The sequence below is a fragment of the Kribbella soli genome (assembly GCF_004331345.1).
GTDB classification, from domain to species: Bacteria; Actinomycetota; Actinomycetes; order Propionibacteriales; family Kribbellaceae; genus Kribbella; species Kribbella soli.
The window spans coordinates 157,782-180,586 of sequence record NZ_SJJZ01000005.1 but is presented as its reverse complement, the minus strand read 5'-3'; the positions used below and the strand labels follow the sequence as shown (position 1 = coordinate 180,586).

Sequence of the window (22,805 nt, the reverse complement as noted above, 5' to 3'; positions counted from 1 at the left end):
CCTTTCCTACGGGGCGGTGGTGTCCATCAGGACACCCTTCAGGTCGAGCTGCTCGGCGAGGTGGCACGCGACCTTGCGGCCACCGATCTCGCGCAGCTGCGGGACTTCGGAGGCACACCGGGCTTCGGCGTACCCGCACCGGGGATGGAACGGGCAACCGGCCGGCACCTTGGACGGATCCGCGATCTCGCCGAGCAGCTTGATCCGCTCGCGTTGCCCGCGGGAGGCGGGGTCGGGATCCGGTACGGCGCTGAGCAGCGCCTCGGTGTACGGGTGCAGGGGCTTGGAGTAGAGCTCTTCGGTCGACGCGCTCTCGACGAGCTTGCCGACGTACATCACCGCGACGTCGTCGGCGACGTGCTCGACGATGCCGAGGTCGTGGGAGACGAACAGGTAGGTCAGACCGGACTCCTCCTGCAGATCGCGCAGCAGGTTGAGGATCTGGGCCCGGACCGAGACGTCGAGGGCACTGACGGCCTCGTCCGCGACCACCAGCCGCGGCTCGGTGGCGAGGGCCCGCGCGATCACGACGCGCTGCCGCTCGCCGCCGCTGAACGCGTGCGGGTAGCGGTGCGCGTACTCCGCCCGCAGTCCGACGCGACGCAGCAGCGAGGCGACCTTGTCGTCGATCTCGTCGCGCGAACCCGCGTCCTGGACCCGCAGCGGCTCGGCGATGATGTCGCGCAGCGTCTTGCGCGGGTCGAGCGACGAGTGCGGATCCTGGAAGATCAGCCGGACCTGCGCACGGTACGGCTTCAGCTGCTTCTCGCTCAACGGCGCCAGGTCGACACCGTCGAACATGATGCTGCCCGAGGTCGGCTCGTACGCACGGACGATGCAGCGGCCGAGGGTCGTCTTGCCGCAGCCCGACTCCCCCACCAGTCCGAGCGTTCGGCCGGCCTTGATCGACAGGTCGACACCGTCGACCGCCTTCACGAAGCCGCGGTTCCGCCCGAGAAACCCGCCATGCAACGGAAAGTGCATGGTCAGACCCTTGGTCTCCAGCAGGTTCATCGTTCCTCCTCGCCGTACAGCAAGCACGCCACGTCGATCTCGTCGCTGCGCACCCTCGTCGGCACAGTCACGTCGCACTTCCCCGCCATGAACGCGTCACACCGCGGATGAAAGCGGCATCCGGACGGACGCTCGTACGGCGGCGGCACGGTTCCCCGTACGGCGACCAGCCGCTCCTGACCGCGCTGACCCAGCCGGGGCACCGAGCGCACCAACGCCCGCGTGTACGGGTGCTTGGGATGACTCAGTACGGCGGACGCGGGCCCCTGCTCGACCACTTCGCCGAGGTACATCACCGCGACCTCGTCGGCGACCTGCGCCGCAACCCCGAGGTCGTGCGTGATCAGCATGATCGCCATCCCGAACTCCTGCTGCAGATCCTGCAGCAGGTCGAGGATCTGCGCCTGCGTGGTGACGTCGAGCGCAGTCGTCGGCTCGTCCGCGATCAGCAGCCGCGGGCGGCAGGACAGGGCCATCGCGATCATGGCGCGTTGCCGCATGCCACCACTGAGCTGGAACGGGTACGAGTCGACGCGGCGTTTCGGGTCCGGGATCCCGACCCGGTCGAGCATCTCGATCGCGCGGTCGCGGGCGGCCTGCTTGCCGACGTTCTCGTGCAGCCGGACCGCCTCGATGATCTGGTCGCCGATCGTGTGCACCAGGCTCAGCGACGCCATCGGCTCCTGGAACACCATCGCGATATCGGCCCACCGGACCTGCCGCAGCCGCTTGTCCTTCGCGGCCAGCAGATCGAGCGGTTCCTTCCCAGCGACATCGTCGTACAGCAGCACCTGGCCGCCGACGATCCGGGCCGGCCGCTCGACCAGCCGCAGGATCGACCGCGCGGTGACGCTCTTGCCGCACCCGGACTCACCGACCACGGCCAGCGTGCGGCCGCGGGGTACGGACAGGCTGACGCCGTCGACGGCCTTGACCACGCCGTCACCGAGCTCGAAGTGGGTCCTGAGCTCGCGAACTTCGAGAAGAGGTTGCATGTCAGGTCCTCACTTGTAGGGATCCGCGGCGTCGCGGAGACCGTCGCCGACGAAGTTCATGGCCAGCACGACGACCACGACCGCGAGGCCCGGGGTCAGCAGCCACGGCGCGGTGGCGACGGCGCGGATGTTCTGCGCGCCCTCGAGCAGCACACCCCAACTGACCGCGGGCGGCTGCAGACCGAGGCCGAGGAACGACAGGCTGGTCTCGGCGAGGATCATCCGCGGCACCGCCATCGAGATCGAGGCGATGATGTGGCTGGCGAACGACGGCACCATGTGCCCGAAGATGATCCCGGTCCGCCCGACACCGTCGAGCCGGGCCGCCATCACGAAGTCCTCCTCGCGCAGGCTGAGGAACCGGCCGCGGACGTCCCGCGCCAGTCCGGTCCAGCCGATCAGCGACAGGATCACCGTGATCGCGAAGTACCTCGTCAACGGGCCCCAGCTACCGGGCAGCGCCGCCGACAGCGCCATCCACAGCGGCAGCGTCGGCACCGACATGATGAACTCGATGATCCGCTGGATGATGTTGTCGACCCGACCACCTACGTAGCCCGAGATGCCGCCGATCATCATGCCGAGCAGGAAGCTCGCGAACACGCCGACGAGACCGATCGACAGTGACACCCGGGCGCCGTGGATCAGCCGGGACAGCAGGTCCCGGCCGGACTGGTCGGCGCCGACCAGGAAGAACGCCTCACCGGCCTTCGTCGGGCCGATCAGGTGGATGTTCGACTTGATCGGCCCCAGGATCGAGTACTGGTCGCCGCGCACGAACCAGCCGACGTCGACGATCTTCGACTTGTCGACGGTGAAGGTCTGCTCGAACGTCTCCTGGTTCCGCGTCGACGAGTACCCGTACACGAACATCCCGTGCTCGGCCGAGACGTGCACCCGCTGCGGCGGGGCGTACGGCAGCGCGGTGTGCGCGGTGTCGGCGCTCGACGGCGCGAAGAAGCCGGCGAAGACCGCGATGAAGTAGATCGGGATCAGCACGATCAACCCGATCAGCGCCAGCCGGTGCCGGCGGAACTGCCGCCACATCAACCGCCACTGCGGCAGCGCGCCGTGGTCCCGGAGGCTCTTCACGACCTCTTGCGGGGTCTCGTGCTGAGTATCGGGGGCGATCGCCTCGGTCTGCTGGACCATTCAGATCTATCCCTTCTGGAACCGGGTACGGATCCGCGGATCCCACCAGGCCAGTGCGAGGTCGCTGAGCATCGTGCCGATCACCGTCAGCGTGCTGAGGATCAGCACGAAGCTGCCGACCAGGTACATGTCCTGGCTCTTCACCGCACCGAGCAGCAGCGGGCCGCTGGTCGGCAGGCTCATCACGACCGACACGATCGTCTCGCCGCTGATCAGACCGGGCAGCAGCCAGCCGACCGTGCTGAAGAACGGGCTGAGCGACATCCGGACCGGGTACTTGAGCAGCAGCTTCCACTCCGGCAGGCCCTTCGCGCGGGCGGTCGCGACGTACGGCTTGTGCAGCTCGTCGAGCAGGTTGGCCCGGGTGATCCTGATCAGTCCCGCCGTACCGGCGACCCCGACCACCACGATCGGGACCCACAGATGGGAGATCAGGTCGAGCAGCTTGCCCAGGTTCCAGGCCGCGTCGGCGTACTCCGGTGAGAACAGTCCGCCGACGCTCTGGCCGAAGTACCGGAACCCGACGTACATCATCACCAGCGCGAGCATGAACTCCGGGACGGCCATTCCGATGAAGCCGAGGAACGAGGCGAAGTAGTCGCCGGCCGAGTACTGCCGCAGCGCGCTGTAGATGCCGATCGGGAACGCGATCGCCCAGACGAACAGCAGACTGGCGATCGACAGCACCATCGAGAGCAGCACCCGGTTGCCGATCAGGCTGGCGACCGACTGGTTCCAGGCGAACGACTGCCCGAGGTCGCCGTGCAGCACCACCCCCTTGATCCAGGTGAAGTACTGCACCAGGAACGGCTTGTCGAGCCCGTAGTGCCGCTTCAGCTCGGCGATCTGCGAGTCCGGGATGTCCTGCCCCCGGGCCTCCGCGTTCGCGATCACCGTGGTGGTGTAGTCGCCCGGCGGCAGTTTGATGACCACGAAGGTGACGAACGAGATCGCCGCCAGCGTGATGACCATCCAGACCAGCCGCCGGGCCACGAACCGCAGCATTACTGACCGATCGCGAACTGCTCGGGATGGACGATGCCCGGGGCAACCGACTCGCTCATCTTCGCCGGCACGTTGTGGAAGTCGTTCTTCACCACGCCGTAGGTGTTCGGCACCGAGCTGACGCCGATGTAGTAGAACTGGTCGGCCGCGATCTGCAGGATCTGTTTGCCGAGGTCGAGCGTCTTCGCCGGGTCCGGCTCCTGCCGCGCCTGGGTGAACAGCTCCATCTGCTTCTGCACCTCGGCCGGCGGCTTGATGCCCTTCTCTCCCTTCGACTGGTACCACTGCGCCCAGCCGATCCCGTACCGCGCACTGCCGTCGTTGGTCGGCACCCAGTAGTGGTCACCACCGGTGCCGGTCGGCAGGACGAACGTGCCGCAGGTCCAGGTCCCGGCGTCGTGGTCGTTGCCCTTGACCCGTTCCTTGTAGAGATCCTCGCTGACCGCCTGGGTGCGCAGCTCGATCCCGACCACGGCCCAGCGCTTCTTGATGAACTCGATCGCCTCGACGTGGTCCGGGAACGACTCGCTCACCAGTACGGCGACCGATACCGGCTTCCCGTCCGCGCCGAGCCGTTTGCCGGTCGGCGACTTCTTCGTCAGCCCGGCCGCGTCCAGGTGCTGGTTCGCCTTCGCGGCGTCGAAGTCCAGGAACTGCGTGGCCAGCTGCTCGTTGTAGTACGGCGAGTCCTTCGGCGGCGCGCCCTGCCAGGGCTCACCCTGACCGGCGTAGACCGCGTCGATGACCTCCTTGCGGTTGATCGCGTGCGACAGGCCGGCCCGGAACTCCTTGTTCGAGAACAGCGCCCGCTTGACCGGGTCCTTGTGCGTCATGTTGAGGCCGAGGACCATCGTGTTGGTCAGCTGGGTCGGCACCTCGAAGATCTTGTAGCCGCCCTTCTCCCGGTTCTGCGCGACGACCGGCTTGTTCTGCGGCGTACCGAAGTTCCGGTACTGCATGCCGAACTCACCGTTCATCACCTTGAGCAGCTCGACCTGGGCGTCCTGGACGACCTCGACGCGGCAGTTGTCGATGTAGGGCAGCTGGCGGCCCTGGTCGTCGACCTTCCAGTAGTACGGGTTCCGGGTCAGGGTGACCGCGGAGCCCTTGCCGAGCGCGGTGGTCACCTTCCACGGCGCCAGCGTCGGCTGCTCCGCGTTCGTCCACGGGTTCTGCTTCTGCGCGAACAGATCGGTCCAGCTGCCCACACCGGCCTTCTTCGCCAGTGCGTTCGCGTTCTTGTTGTACTTCAGGTGGAACTGCTGGAAGTAGTGCTTCGGCAGCAGCATCCCGTAGGCGCCTTCACGCTCGAAGATCGCGTCGGCGATCTGGACCAGCAGCGACGGCTGCGGCGACGTGTAGGTCAGCTTGACGGTCCGCTCGTCGACCTTCTCGATCTTCGCGATCTTCTCGGTGTCGGGCGACGTGAACGCGTCGTACAGACCGTCCGGGTGCAGACCTTCGTCACATTGCACCTCGAGGATCGTGAACAGCATGTCGTCCGCCGTACACGGCTTGCCGTCGGACCACTTCAGACCCTCGCGCAGCGTGAAGGTGTACACCTTGCTCTCGGCATCGACCGTGTACTCGGCGACGTTCGCCTCGATCTCGTCGTACCCGGGCTTGCCGACCTTGTCTGGCTTCCAGCGCAGCAGCGGCTCGTAGCGCATCGCGTACCACAGCCACTGGGTGTCCTCCTGGGTCAGCATCGCCGACCGCCAGGTTCCGCCGTACTGCGCCTTGCCCTCGAGGGGCTTGATCACCGGCGGGTTCTTCGGCAACCGGTCCGCCAGCGGGGGCAGGGAGCCCTTGTCCACCAGGGCTTTCAGCATCGGCGACTCCTTCTCGCCGGCCGCCGCGACCTGCGCGCCGGAGCCGGCCGGTTTGGTGTCGAAGAAGCCGCACCCAGGGATGGTTGCCACGGCCAGCAGGCCGAGACCGCCCTGCAGCAGCCTGCGCCGGTCGATCATGCGTTCTGACATGTTTTCTACCTCACTGCTGCTCGAGCGTGATGTTGCTGAACTGCGCGGTCCCGTAGTCGACGAGGGCGTTGTCGACCCGTCCGCCGTCGATCGCGAAACCGATGTAGAAGGTCCGACTCGGCATCATGATCTTTTCGTAGCCGAAGCGGTCCCACTTGACCTGATCCGTGGAAATGAAGGCCTCGAACTCGACCTCCCGGGCCTGCGGGCGCTCGCGCCGGAGCAGCCGCAGCCAGTACACCTTCGTGGGGTCCAGGTAGCTGTCGTCCCACGGCCACGGGCCGACACTGGGCACCGACCCGTCGGTCTGGATCCGGATCGCCTGCGCCTTCATGCCGCCGTCGTCGGTGGCGGTCGGCGCGGCGCTCGCGTTGTCGTTGACCGTGCCGTACCCGCCCGCGACGCCGAAGCCGATACCGCCGTACATGTACGGCGCGGCCGGGTCCAGCGAGTCGCGGATCATCAGGCCCGCGGTGAGTCCGTTGGCGATCTTGCTGACCTGGTCCAGCCGCGCGGTGATCTGCGAGACCGCACCCGCACCGCCGACCTGGAGCTTGCGGTACACGTAGTGGAAGTTGCTCGTCCGCCCGTAGATCCGCCCGGACCCCTTGATGGTCAGCACGCCGTTGTCCAGGCTGCCGGAGCCCGGCACCGGCGGCTTCCCGATCGACGCCGACGTCCAGCCCGTCGTACCGGTCTGCCGGTTGACGTGCACCTGGACGGCCGTCGACTGGGTCGCCGCACCGTTCTGGTCGGTGGCCCGCGCGGTGATCCAGTAGGAGCCGTCAGCAACGTTCTTCCACTGGACCTGGTACGGCGCCTGCGTCGCGGTGCCGATCACCTGGTCGCCGGTGAAGAACTCGACCTTGGCGAGCTGCCCGCCCTTCGCGGCGGACGCGTCGGCCTTGATCGTCAGGGTCGGCGCGGTGCGACCGGCGACCGCCGTGTTCTGCGCCGGGCTGGTGATCCGCACGGCCGGGTTGCCGACCGGGTCCGGGACCAGCGAGTTGAGGTAGTTCTCCAGGTAGGTGTAGCCGTTCGGCGCGATCTTCTGCGCGTCCGACGGGTCGTTGGGGTCGAGGCCGTTGGCCTTCTCCCACCAGTCCGGGATGCCGTCGTGGTCGGAGTCCACCGGCGCCTCGGTCTGGACGAGCTCCGGATAGCCGCCGACCTGCTTCTGCGAGTTGATCAGCCGGCCGGTGCCGTTGCGGACCTCCTCGACGACGCGGGCGTCGGCGGCGTCACGCTGCGGCAGGATCGCGCCGGCCCCGGCGAGCACCGCCTCGTACGCCTTGCTCGCCGTCTGCAGGTCGCCGCGGCCCGGGATCGGCTGCGGCTCGGCCAGCTCGACGATCCCGCCGATCGGGTACCGGATGCCGCGGCGGTTGTGCGCGGTGACGTCCGGGTGGCCGTCGACCTGGTTGCCGGCGACGTACCACTGGCCGCCGCGGTTCGCGCTCACCACGACCGGTGCGACCTCGTCGAGCGTGGTCGGGCCCGGCTTGTAGAAGTTGTTCATGATGTTGATGCCGTTGGCCCACTCACCGCCGTACACCGAGGTGTAGCCGTGGTCGTAGATCACGTTGTTGTAGTGGTCGACCTCGAGGTTGATGCCCTCGGTGTAGCCGAAGCGCGGCTGTCGTCCTCCCTGGTGGGCGACCAGGTTGTGGTGGTACGTGTTCCGCTCGCCACCCCAGATCCCGCCGTACCCGTGCCGGTTCTTCGGGTGCGCGGACAGCGCCAGGCCCTCGGAGACGATGCACCACTGGACGGTGACGTCGTAGTTCCCGTACGGCGAGAGGCACTCGTCGACCGCCCAGCTGAACGAGCAGTGGTCGATGATCAGGTTGCGGATCTCCGGGCTGACCGATCCGGGCACGTTGGTGTTGAACGAGTCGTCCGCGATCTCGTACAGGTCGCCGAGCCGGAACCGCAGGTAGCGGATCACGATGTCGTGGGCACTGCCCTTGATCCCGGTGCTGTGACCCGACAGGCAGATGCCGCCACCAGGCGCGGTCTGTCCGGCGATGGTCAGGTTGTTCCCGGAGATCAGCAGCTGGGTCTCCAGCTTGATGGTCCCGGAGACGCGGAACACGATGGTCCGGTCGGAGCCGGAGACACCTTCGCGGAGCGACCCGGGTCCGGAATCGGCCAGCGTGGTCACCTCGTACACGGAGCCGCCGCGGCCGCCCTTGGCCCACTTGCCGGCGCCCTCGGCACCGGGGAAGGCGGGCAGCCGGTCGTCGTTCACGCCCGCGGCGGCCTTGGCGGTACTGGCGCTCGCCGTCGGCGTGATACCCAGCGACGCGACACCGATGGCGGCCGCAGTGGTTCCGACGAATCCACGCCTGGACCAGCCTGGGGGAACGTCCGGAAGAGTTTCGGTCATCGTCCATGCCTCACTTTCGGCAGGGGGGCGGCTGCTGAACCGCGCAGTCTGAATATCTAGTCACGTCCGAATGGAACGACCGGCCCTCATGGTCACGGAGGTTACGAGCCGATGTCAAGAGCGTGACTCCGACAAACCGCAATCGTTTGCACGAAGTGATTTTCGTGCCCGCAATCGTTTGCACGAACTCTTGCCTGGACGTCCGCGACGGTGGTTACCTTGCCACCATGCCTTTGCGCCCCCTCCCCCTCGGCAGCACGAAACTCAGCGGCGGGTTCTGGTTGAACCGGCAGCAGATCAACCGGGAGACGACCATCCCGGCCGCGGCACAGCGCCTCGAGGAGGTCGGCACGCTCCGCAACTTCCGCCGGGCCGCGGACGAGCAGACCAGTGGCTTCGCCGGGAAGTTGTTCGCCGACACCGACGTCTACAAGTGGCTCGAGGCCGTCGCGTGGGAGCAGGCCCGCGAGCCGTCCGCCGACCTCGCCGACCGACAGTCCACTGCGAGTGCGCTGGTCGCCGCCGCGCAGGACCCCGACGGGTACCTCAACACCTACACGCGGCTCGCACTCGACGGGCAACGGTACGGCGACCTCGAGAAGGGACACGAGCTGTACTGCGCGGGGCATCTGCTGCAGGCAGCCGTGGCGCAGGTCCGGGCGACCGGCGATCGCACCTTGCTCGACGTGGCGAGCCGGTTCGCCGATCACCTGTGCAAGACGTTCGGCCCCGGACGGCTGGAAGGCGTCGACGGGCATCCGCTGATCGAGATGGCGCTCGTCGACCTCTACCGCGAGACCGGTACGGCGGCGTACCTCGAGCTGGCGTCGTACTTCGTCGAGGCGCGTGGGCGCGGGCTGCTCACTCCCCCGGGTCACCACGGTCCGGCGTACTTCCAGGATCACTTGCCGGTGCGTGAGGTCCGCACGATCGCCGGGCACGCGGTCCGGGCGCTCTACCTCGCGTCCGGCGCGACCGACGTCGCAGTGGAGACCGGCGACGACGAGCTGCTCGACGCGTTGCAGGCGACGTGGGCGACCATGGTCGAGAGCCAGACATACCTGACCGGTGGCGTCGGAGCGAGGTGGTACGGCGAGGCGTTCGGCGACCCGTTCGAGCTGCCGCCGGATGCGGCGTACTGCGAGACCTGCGCGGCGATCGCGAGCGTGCAGTGGAGCTGGCGACTGCTGCTGGCAACAGGTGAGAGCAAGTACGCCGACCTGATCGAGCGGACGCTCTACAACGCGGTGGTCTCCGGTGTGTCACTCGCCGGTGACCGGTTCTTCTACGTGAACACGTTGAAGGTGCGGAACAACGCCTTCGCCGACGATCAGCGGTCCGCGGTGGGTGGGCGGCAGCCGTGGTTCGGTACGGCGTGCTGTCCGCCGAACGTGATGCGCACGCTGTCGTCACTGGATCAGTTGGTCGCGACCTCCGACGACGACGGGGTGCAGGTACAGCTGTACGCGCCGGCGTCGGTGAACGTCGGTCCGATCGGCTTCGAGGTCGAGACCGAGTATCCGTGGCACGGGACCGTCCGGGTGCGGATCACCTCGACGCCGGACACGCCGTGGACTCTCGGTCTGCGGATCCCGGCATGGGCAGACAGTCATCGGCTGACGGTCAACGGGTTCGAGGGACCGCTGCGGCGGGTGTGGGAGGTGGGTGACGAGGTCGTGCTGGAGTTGCCGGTCGCGGCCCGCCGTACGGCGCCTGACGAGCGGATCGACTCGGTACGTGGCTGCGTCGCGATCGAGCGCGGCCCGTTGGTGTACTGCTTCGAGCAGCAGGACGCAGACGTCGTACTCGACTCGACGGCCGTGGTGGCGGGCGAGCTGATCGAGCGCGAGCAGCCGGACCTGCTCGGCGGTGTGACGACGGTCGACGTACCGACGCGCGACGGCACGCTGACCGCGATCCCCTACTACGCCTGGGCGAACCGGGAAGTCGGGCCGATGACCGTGTGGATCCGGGAGGACGCGTGAACTACTGGGAAGATCCGGGTCCTGGGTACGGCGTGCTGCCGCCGCGGGCGGCTGTGCGGTCGGATGCCCCTCGGTTGAGTCTGAATGGGCAGTGGAGGTTCCGGCTGTCGCCGTCAGTGGTCGAGGCCGGGTTCGAGGACGTGGACTTCGATGACTCGGACTGGGCCTGGTTGCCCGTGCCGTCGTCATGGCCGATGCACGGGCACGGGAGTCCGGCGTACACGAACCAGAAGTATCCGTTCCCGGTCGACCCGCCGTACGTGCCGGACGAGAACCCGACCGGCGACCATCGGTTGTCCTTCGAGCTCCCGGAGTCGTGGAGCGGTTCGACGGTACTGCGGTTCGACGGGGTGGACTCGTGCGCGCGGGTCTGGCTGAACGGGGTCGAGCTCGGGGTGACGCGAGGGTCGCGCCTGCCGGCCGAGTTCGCGGTCGGCGGCGTACTGCGGCCGGGACGGAACGTGTTGGCCGTGCGCGTGCATCAGTGGTCGTCCGGTTCGTACCTCGAGGACCAGGACATGTGGTGGCTGCCGGGACTCTTCCGGGACGTCACGCTGATCGCCCGGCCGGTGGACGCCGACGTCTTCGTGCACGCCGACTACAGGGACGGCTCCGGCGTGCTCCGCGTCGAGTCGGCGCCGGGTGCGGTGGTGCGGATCCCGGCGCTGGACGTGGTGGTGCCGTGCGGGGAGACGGTGACGATTCCGGGCGTCGAGCCGTGGTCGGCCGAGGTACCGCGGTTGTACGACGCGGTCGTCGAGCTGCCGGGTGAGCGTGTGGACCTGCGGATCGGGTTCCGGACGGTGGAGATCGTCGACGGCGTACTGCGGGTCAACGGGCGGCGGATCCTGTTCCACGGGGTGAACCGGCACGAGCACGATCCCGTGTTCGGTCGCGCCGTACCCGAGGAACGGTTGCGTGCGGAGCTGCTGGTGATGAAGCAGCACAACATCAACGCGATCCGGACCAGTCACTACCCGCCGGACACCCGCCTGCTGGAGTTGTGCGACGAGCTCGGGTTCTGGGTGATGGACGAGTGCGACTACGAGTCGCACGGGTTCATGCTGCTCGACTGGCAGGGGAACCCGGCCGATGATCCGCGGTTCCTGGACGCGTCGCTGGATCGGATGCGGCGGACAGTCGAGCGGGACAAGAACCACCCGTGCGTGGTGATGTGGTCGCTGGGCAACGAGGCCGGCGTCGGGTCGAACCTGACCGCGATGGCGGCATGGACGCGGGACCGGGATCCGTCGCGGCCGTTGCACTACGAGGGTGACCTGACGTGTGCCGACGTGGATGTGTACAGCCGCATGTACGCGTCCCACGCCGAGGTCGAGGCGATCGGGAAGCGTGCCGAGAAGCCCTTGGAGGATCCGGCGCTGGATGCGCGCCGACGTGCCATGCCTTTCGTGCTGTGTGAGTATTCGCATGCCGGAGGCAACGGTCCTGGCGGGTTGCCGGAGTACGAGGCGCTCTTCGACACCTACGAACGCTGCCAGGGCGGGTTCCTCTGGGAGTGGATGGAGCACGGCATCCTGCGAGCGGACGGTTCCTACGGGTACGGCGGCGACTTCGGCGAGGAACTGCACGACGGTACGTACGTGCTCGACGGCCTGGTCTTCCCCGACCTGACCCCGCAGCCGGTGCTCGCGGAGGTCCACAAGGTCTACGAGCCGGTCCGGCTGTCCGTCGCCGGCGACGTCCTCACGATCACCAACAGGTACGACGTACTCGACACCTCCAACCTGTCTCTCCACTGGGAGGCCGCTGACGAGGGCGAGGTAGTTGCCCGCGGCCCCCTCGCCTTCCCGGTGATCGCGGCCGGCCAGTCGGCGACCGTACAACTTCCCGAGCTCCCCGCGCTCCAGAACCGCGAACGCTGGCTGACAATCCGCGCCGTACTCACCGACGACAACCCCTGGGCACCGGCCGGCCACGAGGTCGCCTTCACCCAGTCCCAGCTCGCACCGGCCCACCCCTCCACGCCAACCACCTCCCAGCTCACGAATCGTGGTGAGCATGTGGTCGTGGGACCGGGGCGGTTCGATCGGCGGACCGGGCGATTGATCGGGCTCGACGGGTGGGCGATCGACCATGTTCCGCTGGAGCTGTGGCGGGCGCCTACGCAGCATGACGCTCGGACGTGGGATGCCACAACGCTCGATCGGAAGACGCGGTGGGCGAATGCCGGGCTGGATCGGCTCCGGTACCGGACCGTGTCCGTCGAGGCCTCAGGTGATGAGCTGACCGTCGTGACGATGGTGGGAGCCGCGGCGACGGATGCTCGAGTGCTGACGACGTACACGTGGCGAACCGGCGGCGGCCGGCTGACGGCGGACGTTGACGTGGAGCCGTTGGGTGCGTGGATGGTCCCGTGGGCTCGGCTCGGCGTGACGTTCGGAGTGCCGGCGAGCTTTCACGACCTGACGTGGTTCGGGTTGGGGCCAGGGCAGGCCTACCCGGACTCCCGCTCGGCAGCGCGGATCGGCCGCTACACAAGCACGATCGACGACTTCCAGGTCCCGTACCTGTACCCCCAGGAGAACGGCGCCCGCGGCGACGTCCGCTGGGCCGAGCTCTCCGGGTCGGCCGGCAAGCTCCGGCTGACCGGCGATCCACACTTCGCGCTCACGGTACGCCGCTGGACGACAGCCGACCTGGCCGCCGCCGAGCACCCAGCGGACCTGCACGCGAGCGACCGGGTCTGGATCACACTGGATGCCCTGCAGCACGGGCTCGGAAGTCCGACGAGCGGCGCACCGATCCTGCCGCCGCACGACCTGCAACCGCAGAAGCACACCTTCAGGTTCAGCTTGGGAAGCTGATCCACGTCCCGGCCAACGGCTGCTGTCCGATCCCCGGCTTCGACCAGTCGCACACCCCGCCGGGGAAGATCGTCAGCAGCTTGTTCCACTGCGCGTCGGTGAACCCCGGGTACTGCGACCGGACCGGCTCACGCAGCTTGCACTTGATCACGTCCACCGCCACCCCGGCCCCCGCCACCTCACGCGGGAACGATGCGGAAGGGAACAGCTTCTCGCAGCGCGACGCCGGATCGCGGTTCAATGGCTGCGCGACGAACCCCTCCGGAGCACGGCACCCTTCGACGAGTCCGGAAGGCCGCGCCGCCACGATCTTGTCGATCCGCGGCCGCGACGTACTGTCCGCGGTCAGTTGCGTCAGCCAACGATCCATCTCGTCGACCGCGTGCTGCAGCAGCGGGCTGGCGGTGCTGAACAGTCCGTACGTCGCGTCCTCGAGCAGACTCACCTGGTTGGCCGCCGTACCGTTCGCCTTCTGCAGCCGGGCGCGCATCGAGAAGGTGTGATACCGGACGTGGATGTCGCCGTACGACTGGGTGTCGTAGTACGCCCGGTAGTCGATGATCGGCACGTCCTTCAGCCCGCCCCCGCCGTTCGTCAGCCGCCCGGTCCGGTACGCCGTACGTGTGGCCTGCGGATCCGCCACGGTCCGGGACGGCACCAGGTTGGCATCCGCGTCGAACCCGCCGACCCGCTCGTTCAGGTCGAGGAACTGGGCCGGCGTGATCACCCCGGACCTCAGCACCTTCAGCCCGTACTGCACGCCGACGTTGTCGAGCGGCCGGCGCGAGAACCCGGTGGACGGATCGGTGCCGTACGCGTTGATCGTGTGGTCGAAGACGTCGCAGCGGGCGCCGCGTGGATTCGTCGCCGGGTCGTAGCGCTGCTCCGCCGGAAGGTGGGAACAGTTGAGCCGCGGGTCGATCCGGCCCGCACTCACCGCCATACTCGGCAGCGTCGCGTACGTCTGGAAACCGGCCACCTGACGCTTCTGCTCCTGCGTCCACGGCACCGTCGACTTGGTGAAGTACGAGTCGAGCAGCCACGAGTCGCTGATGAACGAGACCGTGCCGAAACCGACCTCCGGGAACGAGCAGCCGACGATGATGCCGTCGAAGATGTCCGGGTAGTTGTCGGTGATCTGATGTGCCTGGTACGAGCCGCCGGAGCACCCGAAGCCGACCGTGAAGTCCGGGCGTCCGTAGTGCTCGACGAACAGTTCCTTCGTCATCATCGCGGACTCGGCCGCGGTCAGGTCGTTGCAGTTCTGGCCGAACACGTTCAGCGACGACGACATCAGCGCGTACCCACGTCCGAGCAGGAACGCGTCCGTCACCCCACCGGTCGTCGTACCCGACCGGTACCAGCCACCGGCACATCCACCACCGAGCGTGAAGATCGCCCGGCCGTTCCAGCTGTGCGAACGCCGCGTCGGGGTCGGCGCGGCCTCCCGCAACGGGTCGTGCAGCATGCTGGTCTGGACGACGGCCCGGTTCGTGCTCCCGGTCTCCATCCGCACGATGAACGGATCACCAGAGTCCGTCTTCGCGAGATCCGCCGGGTACGACGTGGCGCCGGCCGGCCACTTCACGAACGGGCCTGCGGTGGTCCGGTAGAAGTAGTCGACCCGCGGCGCGACGGTGCAGTCGGCGTCCAGCGGAGCGCCGAGCGTCCCACCGATCACCGGGATCGTGAACTTCGCCGTCTCACACAGGAACGGCTGCTCGTGCGGCCCCGAGAACACCGGCCCCTGCCGCGGATAGTTCTGCACCTCCAGCGTCGTACGGCGTCCTTCCGTCTCGGCACGGAGGAGGTTCGAGCCGAGCCGAAGGTTCCCGACCAGTCCGGTCAGACCGGTGCCGTCAGCGGTGAACACCGACGACACGTCCTTGCCGTTCAGCGTCACCTGAACAGGCTCGTCCGCATCCGGTACGGCGACGTGCACGAGCGCATCGCCACCGGTCACCTTGTCCGCCCGGCCGGACAAGATCTCCAGCTTCACCTCCCGCGACGCCAACGCCGGAACCGCGGGAAGTACGAGCGCACAGGCAAGCAGCGCGACGATCAGACGAACCGGTCGGGAACGCGTCACAGGTCCTCCAAGGCTCAGGCGGCAACAACCTCGCAGACACCGAAAAGCATGTGCTTGTTTATACCCGGGTTCGGTGAATGTGTTACATACAAACCGATATCAACCGCGCGACACCTCCGCGACGACGACGACAGGGTGCCGACCCGCGACGGTGACGTCGTACCGCGCCTGAACCCGCCAGCCGCGGTCCAGTCGGGTTGCCTGCTCCGGGGTGAGGATCGCGACAAGCCGCCCGTCGAGCACCTGTCTCCAGGCCCGGAGGTACGGCGCGAGGTCGCCGATCTGGACCTGCCTGTTCCACGGCGGGTTCGTGATGATGCGGTCCGCACCGGTCGTGAGCCCGCGGGTGTCTGCGCACCTCCACTCCATCCGTCTGCCGGCAGCGTTTGCCCTGGCTGCGGCGATCGCGACCGGGTCATGGTCCAGGCCGACGTACTCCGCCTGCGGCTCGAGGAGGTGTGCTTCGAGGAGGAGGGTGCCGGCTCCGCAGAATGGGTCGACTACCTGGTGGGCGGGGGCGAGCTCCGCGAGGCGGGCCATTGCGGCGGCTACCGGTGGGTGCAGGCTTCCTCGTACCGTCTGCTGGCGCCACGTTCGGCGATGCAGTGGTACGGCGTACGGGCGCCGGGCGACCCACAACGTCTTTCCGTCCAGTACGACGCGCCATTCGGAGCGCTCGTCTGGTGGCGCGACGCCGTGCCGTCGCGAGTAGTACCGGCCGCCTGTCAGGCGAGCCAGCTGCTCCCCCACCAGGTCCTCGACGTCGTAGCGATTGAAGTTCCGCACGCCTTGGAACGACGCCGACACCGCGAAGTTGCTGCGATCACGCGGCGGCTCCACTACCCGCCGAAGGGCATCGGCCGCCCCGGCGAGCGCTGCCTTCGTACGGCCCGGATCCGCAATCGCGGCGTACACGACGAACAAGTCGTCCGCCAACCGTGGTGGCGACTCGGTGATCGACTCGGACGCGGGCTCGACGACAACCTGTCGCTTGCCGACCTCGACCACCCGATGCCCGGCGACGGTCAGTTCCTCGGCCGCCAACCATTCCAACCCCGTGACGGTCCGCACCAGCACCAACTGCATGGAGAATCTCCCGGATAGCACCCGGGAACAACCAACTGGTCACTCCCGCATCGCTGACCGCGGGAAACCTCGAACAGGCCAGCGGAAGCTAGCCCACGCGGAAGAAGTATGTCTCCATGGACGGAGATGATGGCACGCAGCGGACGCCAGGCCCATCGAATTTCCCGACCGTTCGCCGCAGATCACGGACCACCGATCGACGGAACCGGACGCCGTCTTGAGTAACCGCCCTGAATGCTTTCAACTTCAGCTGTCCCCCCGCCCCGGAGGTTGCTCGTGAACACGAAGCTGTCCTGGATCGGTCGGCGCGCGCTCCTCGTCGCCGCCGTGTTCCTCGGAGTCTCACCCCTCGCACCCGCGCAGGCGGCAACCCCACAGACCACGGCGACCGTCCAAAGCGCGCCACAGAGTGCCGAGGTCGTCGCGGTCAGGCAGGTCGCCGACCGGCTGACCGACCTGACCGTGCGGTCCCAGGCACTGGGCGGCCGCACCGTCAACGTCCGCCTGCTCACGCCGGACGGCTGGAATCCGGCCGACCGCCGTCAGCACTGGCCGACGTTCTGGCTGCTGCACGGCTGCTGCGGGGACTACACGTCGTGGACCGGCACGGACATCGCGAAGATCCCGAGCCTGCGCAAGGTCCTCGTCGTGATGCCCGAGGCCGGCTGGAACGGCTGGTACAGCAACTGGTGGAACCACGGCGCCGGCGGGGATCCGGCGTGGGAGACGTTCCACACCGTCGAACTCGCGCACCTGCTGGAACACGACTGGGGTGCAAGCTCGAACCGCGTCGTAGCCGGCCTCTCGATGGGCGGCCAGGGAGCCCTGTTGTACGCCGCCCGTCATCCCGGCATGTTCCGCGCGACCGCGGCGTACTCCGGCTCGGCCCATCCACTGCTGAACGACGAGTCGATCAACCGGATCATGGGATTCTTCGCCGGGCAGGGCAACGACCCGCTCCGGGTCTGGGGAGACCCGGTCGCACAGCGCCGGATCTGGGAGGCACACGACCCGTACTACCTGGCGCACCGGCTCAAGTCGCTGCCGGTCTACCTCTCCTGCGGCGACGGCACCGCCGGACCGTTCGACCCGCCCGGAAAGACGGACGCACTGGAGGCCGACTTCAACCGCCAGAACCATGCTCTCGCTGCCCAACTGGAGCAGGTCGGTGCGAAGCACCTGACGACCAACTTCTACGGACCGGGGACGCACGGCTGGGCCTACTGGCAGCGCGAACTGCACGCCTCCTTGCCGATGCTGCTCCAGGCCTTGGGCGTCCGATGACCTAGAGGTAGGTCTGGGTGCTCGGTGGAGCGGATTCCATCCAGGCCAGGACGCCGGTGAGGGCTTCTTCGGTCATGGCGAAGTGGACGGTGCGGTCGCGGAGGTCGGCGTCGACGATGACGTGACCGGCGTACGTGACCAGGGGCTCGTTGCCCATCGGGCGGCGGGTGGTGATGCCTTCGAGCTGGCGGCGGTTGACGACGAGTTTCGGCCACCAGGCGAGGCTGAAGACGCGGAACCACTGCAGGTCGTCGCCGACGTAGCGGGCCAGGCCGAGGGCCCAGCCGCGGCCGTGTTCCTTCTGCGCGAGCTGCAGGCTGCAATCAAAAGTTCCGCCGTCCCTGGACAACCAGCGACGGCGGAACGCGACAAGAGCGATGAACAGTACGGCGGCAAGCAGACAGACCCCGACGACATCGAGGACTACCCTCATACCTTGCCGACCCCATTTCCGGTGCCCGTGTTCGGTACTGCCCCGGGCACCCCGGAGAACCGTACTGCCAAGTGACGATATTTGATTATGGCAGGTCGGGTCAGGACGTCTGCTCGGCGGCCCGAACCCTGGCCTCGGCGAGTCGTACCTCGTCGGCGTCGGCGTCGGCCAGGCCGGCCGCCATCGCCTGATCGAGCTCGCGACGCGCCTCTTCGAGGTCGATGTCGTGACCCATCTCGGCGTTCTCGGCCAGGATCGAGACCCGGTCGTTCGCCACCGAGATGAACCCGTCCGGCGCGGCCGCGACGAAGTACTCGTCGTCGACGGTCCGCACCTGGACGGTGCCGCCCTGCAGCAGGCCCAGCAACGGCGCGTGGCCGGGCAGGATACCGACGTCACCGTCGGTGGTGCGGGCGATGACGATCCTCGCCTGCCCCTGCCAGACCGTCCGCTCCGCCGCGACGAGGGCTACCTCGAGGTGCTTCGCGGAATCATCGGCCATGTCAGTTTTCCTTCTGCAGCTCGGCCCACTTGCGCTCGACGTCGTCGAGCGAACCGACGTTGAAGAACGCCTGCTCGGCGATGTGGTCGCACTCGCCGTCGGCGATCTTCTTGAAGGACTCGACGGTGTCCTTCAGCGGCACGGTGGAGCCCTTGATGTTGGTGAACTTCTCCGCCATGTAGGTGTTCTGCGAGAGGAACTGCTCGATCCGGCGCGCCCGCGCGACGGTGATCTTGTCCTCTTCGGAGAGCTCGTCGACACCGAGGATGGCGATGATGTCCTGCAGTTCCTTGTTCTTCTGCAGGATCTGCTTCACCCGGACGGCCACGTCGTAGTGCTCCTGGCCGATGTACTGCGGGTCGAGGATCCGCGACGTCGAGGTCAGCGGGTCGACGGCCGGGTACAGACCACGCGACGCGATGTCACGGGAGAGCTCGGTGGTCGCGTCGAGGTGGGCGAACGTGGTCGCCGGCGCCGGGTCGGTGTAGTCGTCCGCGGGCACGTAGATCGCCTGCATCGAGGTGATCGAGTGACCCCGGGTCGACGTGATCCGCTCCTGCAGCACGCCCATCTCGTCGGCCAGGTTCGGCTGGTACCCCACGGCCGACGGCATCCGGCCGAGCAGCGTGGAGACCTCGGAACCGGCCTGGGTGAACCGGAAGATGTTGTCGATGAAGAGCAGCACGTCCTGCTCCTTCACGTCGCGGAAGTACTCCGCCATCGTGAGGGCCGACAGGGCGACGCGCAGCCGGGTGCCCGGCGGCTCGTCCATCTGGCCGAACACCAGCGCGGTGTCCTTGAAGACGCCCGCCTCGTCCATCTCGGTGATCAGGTCGTTGCCCTCACGGGTCCGCTCCCCGACGCCGGCGAACACCGACGTACCACCGAAGTTGTGGGCGATCCGGTAGATCATCTCCTGGATCAGAACGGTCTTGCCGACACCCGCACCGCCGAACAGGCCGATCTTTCCACCCTGCACGTACGGCGTGAGCAGGTCGAGCACCTTGATGCCGGTCTCCAGCATCTCGGTCTTCGACTCGAGCTGGTCGAAGGCCGGCGCCTTGCGGTGGATCGGCCAGCGCTCGGTGATCTCGAACTCGGACTCGTCCTGGTTCAGGCACTTGCCGGTCACGGACCAGACCCGGCCCTTGGTGACGTCGCCGACCGGCACGGAGATCGCCGCGCCGGTGTCGCGCACCTCGGCGCCGCGGACCAGGCCGTCGGTCGGCTTCATCGAGATCGCCCGGACGATGTTGTCGCCGACGTGCAGCGCAACCTCGAGGGTGATCGTCTGGGTGTCGTCGCCCAGGGTGATGTCCACCTCGAGCGCGTTGTACATGTCCGGCATCGCGTCCGCTGGGAACTCGACGTCGACGACCGGGCCGATCACCCGGGCGACGCGACCGATGCCGGTGGCACCCGCCTCGTTGTTCTTCTCGGTAACCGTGGCAGTCATCTCTCTCACTCGCTCCCGGCGTTCGCGTCGGCCAGCGCGCTCGCGCCGCCGACGATCTCGCTGATTTCCTGGGTAATTTGGGCCTGGCGGGCCTGGTTCAGGTCCCGCGTGAGCTTCTCGATCAGGTCCTGCGCGTTGTCCGTCGCCGACTTCATCGCCCGCTGGCGGTTGGCCAGCTCCGACGCCGCCGCCTGCAGCATGCAGTAGTGGATCCGGCTGGCGACGTACTTCGGCAGCAGTCCGTCGAGCACCTCTTCGGCCGACGGCTCGAACTCGTACAGCGGCAGTACGTCGTCGGCGGCCGGGGCTTCCTCGCCCTCGACGACCTCCAGCGGCAGCAGACGGATCACGTCCGCGCGCTGGGTGAGCATCGACACGAACCGGGTGAAGACGATGTGGATCTCGTCCACGCCGCCCTCGTCGGTCGGGGTCAGGAAGGCCTCGATCAGCGCGTCGGCGATCTCCCGGGCCCGGGCGAAGCTCGGGTTGTCGGAGTCACCGGCCCACGACTGCGCGATCTCGCGCTGCCGGAACGTGTAGTACGCGATGCCCTTGCGGCCGCTGACGTACGGAACGATCTGCTTCTCGTCCTCGCGGAGCAGCTGGTTCAGCCGCTCCCCTTCGCGGATCACGTTGGCCGAGTACGCACCGGCCTGACCGCGGTCGGAGGTGATCAGCAGGACCGCGGCACGGCGCGGGTTCTCCTTCTCGGTGGTCAGCGGGTGGTCGACGTTCGAGAACGTCGCCACCGCCGACACGGCGCGGGTGAGCTCACGCGCGTACGGACCGGCCGCCTGGGCGCGCTGCTGCGCCTTGACGATCCGGGACGCCGCGATGAGCTCCATCGCCCGGGTGAGCTTCTTGATCGTCGAGACCGAGGCCTTGCGATCGCGAAGCTCCCGCAGATTGGCTGGCACGGTCGATCAGCCCCGCTTCTGCCGGACGATCTGCTCCTGCTCCACGTCGCCCTCGTCCATCGCCTCGGCTTCCGCCTCGGTGCCGAGCAGCGTGCCCTCGGAGGTCTGGAACGTCGGCTTGAACGCCTTCAGCGCGTCCGTGACGGCCTGTGCCTCGTCGTCGCCGAACAGCCCGGACTCACGGATCGCGTCGAGCACCTTGCCCTCGCGGCGCAGGTAGTCCAGGAAGTCCCGCTCGAAGCGGAGCACGTCGTTCACCGGTACGTCGTCGAAGTGGCCCTTGGTACCGGCCCAGATGGAGACGATCTGGTCCTCGACCGGGTACGGCGAGTACTGCGGCTGACGGAGCAGCTGCACCAGGCGCTGACCGCGGTCGAGCTGGCGCCGCGAGGTGGCGTCCAGGTCGGACGCGAACATCGCGAAGGCCTCCATCGCGCGGAACTGCGCCAGGTCGATCTTCAGCGAGCCGGACACGTTCTTCATGCCCTTGACCTGCGCGGCGCCACCGACCCGGGACACCGAGATACCGACGTCGATGGCCGGCCGGATGTTGGCGTTGAACAGGTCGGACTGCAGGAAGATCTGGCCGTCGGTGATCGAGATGACGTTGGTCGGGATGAACGCCGACACGTCGTTGGCCTTGGTCTCGATGATCGGCAGACCGGTCATCGAGCCGGCGCCGAGCTCGTTCGACAGCTTCGCGCAGCGCTCGAGCAGACGGCTGTGCAGGTAGAAGACGTCACCCGGGTACGCCTCGCGGCCCGGCGGGCGGCGCAGCAGCAGCGACATCGAGCGGTAGGCCTCGGCCTGCTTGGTCAGGTCGTCGAAGACGATCAGGACGTGCTTGCCCTGGTACATCCAGTGCTGGCCGATCGTCGAGCCGGTGTACGGCGCGACGTACTTGAAGCCGGCCGGGTCGGACGCCGGGGAGGCGACGATGGTGGTGTACTCCATCGCGCCGGCCTCTTCGAGCGCACCGCGGACCGACGCAATCGTCGAGCCCTTCTGGCCGATGGCGACGTAGATGCAGCGGACCTGCTTCTTCGGGTCGCCGGACTCCCAGTTCGCCTTCTGGTTGATGATCGTGTCGACCGCGATCGCCGTCTTACCGGTCTTGCGGTCGCCGATGATCAGCTCGCGCTGGCCACGGCCGATCGGGATCATGCCGTCGATCGCCTTGATACCGGTCTGCAGCGGCTCGCGGACCTCCTGGCGCTGCATCACGCCGGCGGCCTGGATCTCGAGCGCGCGGTCGCCCTCGAGGCCCTGGATCTCGCCGAGGCCGTCGATCGGCTTGCCCAGCGGGTCGACGACCCGGCCGAGGTAGCCCTCGCCGACCGGCACCGACAGCACCTGACCGGTACGGCGGACCTGCTGGCCCTCCTCGATCCCGTCGAACTCACCGAGGACGACGACACCGATGTCGCGGACGTCGAGGTTCAGCGCGATACCCCGGGTGCCGTCCTCGAACTCGAGCAGCTCGTTGGTCATCACCGAGGGCAGACCCTCGACGTGCGCGATGCCGTCACCCGCGTCGACCACGGTGCCGACCTCTTCGGCGGCGGTGTCGGCCGGTTGGTACTCGGTGACGAACCGATCCAGGGCGTCCCGGATCTCCTCCGGCCTGATCGTGAGCTCAGCCATTGTGTTTCCTGCTTCCTTGACCCTTGCTGGCCTGTTGTGGCTCTAAG

16 protein-coding genes are annotated in these 22,805 nt (G+C 67.8%); 3 read left to right on the top strand and 13 right to left on the bottom strand.

Translation table 11 applies throughout. The features are described from left to right. Positions 1–6: 6 nt before the first annotated feature. Genes E0H45_RS42670 through E0H45_RS36615 form a run of 6 tightly spaced genes read right to left on the bottom strand, consistent with a single transcriptional unit; the run spans position 7 to position 8,537 of the window. Positions 7–1,014: an ABC transporter ATP-binding protein gene (locus E0H45_RS42670; RefSeq protein WP_165546722.1), complete on the bottom strand. Its 1,008-nt coding sequence runs from the start codon at positions 1,012–1,014 to the stop codon at positions 7–9. After that, positions 1,011–2,009, bottom strand: a complete 999-nt coding sequence (locus E0H45_RS42665; RefSeq protein ID WP_165546721.1) for an ABC transporter ATP-binding protein — start codon at positions 2,007–2,009, stop codon at positions 1,011–1,013. The genes E0H45_RS42670 and E0H45_RS42665 overlap by 4 nt, the downstream gene beginning before the upstream one ends. A gap of 9 nt (positions 2,010–2,018) precedes the next feature. Next, positions 2,019–3,161, bottom strand: a complete 1,143-nt coding sequence (locus E0H45_RS36630) for an ABC transporter permease (RefSeq protein WP_131346371.1) — start codon at positions 3,159–3,161, stop codon at positions 2,019–2,021. Between the two features lie 6 nt (positions 3,162–3,167). Continuing rightward, positions 3,168–4,166 carry an ABC transporter permease gene (locus E0H45_RS36625; protein ID WP_131346369.1) on the bottom strand — a complete coding sequence of 333 codons (999 nt, stop codon included), beginning with the start codon at positions 4,164–4,166 and terminating at the stop codon, positions 3,168–3,170. Then, positions 4,166–6,148, bottom strand: a complete 1,983-nt coding sequence (locus tag E0H45_RS36620) for an ABC transporter substrate-binding protein (RefSeq protein WP_131346367.1) — start codon at positions 6,146–6,148, stop codon at positions 4,166–4,168. Before E0H45_RS36620 ends, E0H45_RS36625 begins: the two co-directional genes overlap by 1 nt. A gap of 10 nt (positions 6,149–6,158) precedes the next feature. Further along, on the bottom strand, positions 6,159–8,537 hold the full coding sequence (locus tag E0H45_RS36615; RefSeq protein ID WP_131346365.1) for an Ig-like domain-containing protein: 2,379 nt from the start codon (positions 8,535–8,537) through the stop codon (positions 6,159–6,161). A gap of 227 nt (positions 8,538–8,764) precedes the next feature. Between E0H45_RS36615 and E0H45_RS36610 the strand changes: the two genes are divergently transcribed. Both E0H45_RS36610 and E0H45_RS36605 read left to right on the top strand, forming a co-directional pair. Beyond that, the gene (locus E0H45_RS36610) at positions 8,765–10,522 is read left to right on the top strand and encodes a glycoside hydrolase family 127 protein (protein WP_131346363.1); all 1,758 of its coding nucleotides are present in this window, start codon (positions 8,765–8,767) and stop codon (positions 10,520–10,522) included. After that, positions 10,519–13,347 (top strand): glycoside hydrolase family 2 TIM barrel-domain containing protein, encoded by a 2,829-nt coding sequence (locus tag E0H45_RS36605; RefSeq protein ID WP_131346361.1) that lies wholly within the window; start codon positions 10,519–10,521, stop codon positions 13,345–13,347. The genes E0H45_RS36610 and E0H45_RS36605 overlap by 4 nt, the downstream gene beginning before the upstream one ends. On the opposite strand, the gene E0H45_RS36600 is transcribed toward E0H45_RS36605, so the two are convergent. Continuing rightward, a complete protein-coding gene (locus tag E0H45_RS36600; protein ID WP_202872698.1) occupies positions 13,331–15,436 on the bottom strand; it encodes a DUF6351 family protein in 2,106 nt (701 codons plus the stop codon). The genes E0H45_RS36605 and E0H45_RS36600 overlap by 17 nt on opposite strands. Positions 15,437–15,535: 99 nt before the next feature. Further along, entirely contained in the window at positions 15,536–16,522 is a 987-nt protein-coding gene (locus E0H45_RS36595) for a TRM11 family SAM-dependent methyltransferase (protein ID WP_131346359.1), read from the bottom strand. 276 nt (positions 16,523–16,798) lie between these two features. On the opposite strand from E0H45_RS36595, the gene E0H45_RS36590 reads away from it, so the two are divergent. Then, the gene (locus tag E0H45_RS36590; protein WP_238155605.1) at positions 16,799–17,806 is read left to right on the top strand and encodes an alpha/beta hydrolase; all 1,008 of its coding nucleotides are present in this window, start codon (positions 16,799–16,801) and stop codon (positions 17,804–17,806) included. Between the two features lies 1 nt (position 17,807). Here the strand turns inward: E0H45_RS36590 and E0H45_RS36585 are convergent, their stop codons facing one another. The 5 genes from E0H45_RS36585 to atpA form a co-directional block, all read right to left on the bottom strand. Then, complete coding sequence (locus E0H45_RS36585; RefSeq protein ID WP_131346355.1) at positions 17,808–18,239, bottom strand: DUF2550 domain-containing protein; 432 nt, start codon at positions 18,237–18,239, stop codon at positions 17,808–17,810. Positions 18,240–18,339: 100 nt separating this feature from the next. Further along, on the bottom strand, positions 18,340–18,741 hold the full coding sequence (locus E0H45_RS36580) for a F0F1 ATP synthase subunit epsilon (protein WP_131346353.1): 402 nt from the start codon (positions 18,739–18,741) through the stop codon (positions 18,340–18,342). 1 nt (position 18,742) lies between these two features. Continuing rightward, complete coding sequence (gene atpD / locus E0H45_RS36575; protein WP_131346351.1) at positions 18,743–20,197, bottom strand: F0F1 ATP synthase subunit beta; 1,455 nt, start codon at positions 20,195–20,197, stop codon at positions 18,743–18,745. Between the two features lie 5 nt (positions 20,198–20,202). Then, positions 20,203–21,114, bottom strand: a complete 912-nt coding sequence (locus tag E0H45_RS36570) for a F0F1 ATP synthase subunit gamma (RefSeq protein ID WP_131346349.1) — start codon at positions 21,112–21,114, stop codon at positions 20,203–20,205. A 6-nt stretch (positions 21,115–21,120) separates the two neighbouring features. Then, positions 21,121–22,758 carry a F0F1 ATP synthase subunit alpha gene (gene atpA / locus E0H45_RS36565; protein ID WP_131346347.1) on the bottom strand — a complete coding sequence of 546 codons (1,638 nt, stop codon included), beginning with the start codon at positions 22,756–22,758 and terminating at the stop codon, positions 21,121–21,123. Positions 22,759–22,805 lie beyond the last annotated feature (47 nt).

Coding starts and splice junctions, on each gene's coding strand:
- E0H45_RS42670 (WP_165546722.1), bottom strand. CDS start 1,014: ATGAACCTGCTGGAGACCAAGGGTCTGACCATGCACTTTCCGTTGCAT.
- E0H45_RS42665 (WP_165546721.1), bottom strand. CDS start 2,009: ATGCAACCTCTTCTCGAAGTTCGCGAGCTCAGGACCCACTTCGAGCTC.
- E0H45_RS36630 (WP_131346371.1), bottom strand. CDS start 3,161: ATGGTCCAGCAGACCGAGGCGATCGCCCCCGATACTCAGCACGAGACC.
- E0H45_RS36625 (WP_131346369.1), bottom strand. CDS start 4,166: ATGCTGCGGTTCGTGGCCCGGCGGCTGGTCTGGATGGTCATCACGCTG.
- E0H45_RS36620 (WP_131346367.1), bottom strand. CDS start 6,148: ATGTCAGAACGCATGATCGACCGGCGCAGGCTGCTGCAGGGCGGTCTC.
- E0H45_RS36615 (WP_131346365.1), bottom strand. CDS start 8,537: ATGACCGAAACTCTTCCGGACGTTCCCCCAGGCTGGTCCAGGCGTGGA.
- E0H45_RS36610 (WP_131346363.1), top strand. CDS start 8,765: ATGCCTTTGCGCCCCCTCCCCCTCGGCAGCACGAAACTCAGCGGCGGG.
- E0H45_RS36595 (WP_131346359.1), bottom strand. CDS start 16,522: ATGCAGTTGGTGCTGGTGCGGACCGTCACGGGGTTGGAATGGTTGGCG.
- E0H45_RS36585 (WP_131346355.1), bottom strand. CDS start 18,239: ATGAGGGTAGTCCTCGATGTCGTCGGGGTCTGTCTGCTTGCCGCCGTA.
- E0H45_RS36580 (WP_131346353.1), bottom strand. CDS start 18,741: ATGGCCGATGATTCCGCGAAGCACCTCGAGGTAGCCCTCGTCGCGGCG.
- atpD (WP_131346351.1), bottom strand. CDS start 20,197: ATGACTGCCACGGTTACCGAGAAGAACAACGAGGCGGGTGCCACCGGC.
- atpA (WP_131346347.1), bottom strand. CDS start 22,758: ATGGCTGAGCTCACGATCAGGCCGGAGGAGATCCGGGACGCCCTGGAT.